The sequence below is a fragment of the Bartonella sp. AC535YNZD genome (genome assembly GCF_042196625.1).
Taxonomy (GTDB): Bacteria; Pseudomonadota; Alphaproteobacteria; order Rhizobiales; family Rhizobiaceae; genus Bartonella.
Genome location: NZ_JBHIQP010000075.1, coordinates 1 through 730, shown reverse-complemented (window position 1 = coordinate 730; position 730 = coordinate 1). Strand labels below are relative to the sequence as shown.

The 730-nt window shown below is 35.2% G+C and carries 1 protein-coding gene and 1 pseudogene; both read left to right on the top strand.

Translation table 11 applies throughout. The annotated features are described in order from the left end of the window. The first annotated feature begins 69 nt into the window (after window positions 1–69). Entirely contained in the window at window positions 70–222 is a 153-nt protein-coding gene (locus ACFIM8_RS09250; protein WP_375614846.1) for a TrwH protein, read from the top strand. 69 nt (window positions 223–291) lie between these two features. After that, window positions 292–730 (top strand): annotated as a pseudogene (locus tag ACFIM8_RS09245) (hypothetical protein); the annotation flags it as partial.

The following is a 730-nucleotide window of genomic DNA, read 5'->3' as shown; positions in this document are numbered from 1 at the left end:
AGTGTCAAAATTATAATAATGACAACAAATATCAGAATGTGTATAACAGTAAAAAAGAGTCATATTAAAATGAAGTCAATCATTCTTATAATTTTGATTGCAAACCTTTTATCGGCTTGTGCATTAGCACCAAAGCTAAAACAGCCCAATGATAGGAACCGTGTGCCTATTAATAAAACAATCCCTGCCGAAATCAAGCGAGGAGACAACGGAATCTCATAAACTGATTTATGAAGTTAATAATGTAATGGTCAGTCTTTCTAAATATGTGAAAATTAAAAGGTATGAAATATGCAAAAGCTGATTATTATCATAGCGATTAGTGCTTTTTTTGGAACAACAAACTTAGCAAGAAGTAACACTCTTACTAAGCAAGGAGGAGGTCATAGCCGTTTTGCAGTTCCTAGTATAGGGTCAGGAGATCTCGATTCAAGCAACAATTATAAACCAAAACCACCAAAAGGCTATGAGCCACCACGTAAACTTCCACCCGATATTAAAATTGACCTTTCTAATTTGGGAACGATAAGAAATCGCGTACCGTCCAAACCTATTGGCTCTAAGCCATCTAACACACCTCCAGTATCTCCCACAGCTCAGGTACCTAAATCAACTTTCGTATCTGCTCCATCAGCAAAATATCTGGAGCTTACTAATCTATTAAAAAAAGGGGAAATTATTGAGCTCTTAAAAAAACAGCTTGAGTTGAAAAAAGAACAAATTTCACAAA

What these genes read in the sequence shown, in the direction of transcription:
- ACFIM8_RS09250 (WP_375614846.1), top strand. Translation starts at nt 70, where the DNA reads ATGAAGTCAATCATTCTTATAATTTTGATTGCAAACCTTTTATCGGCT.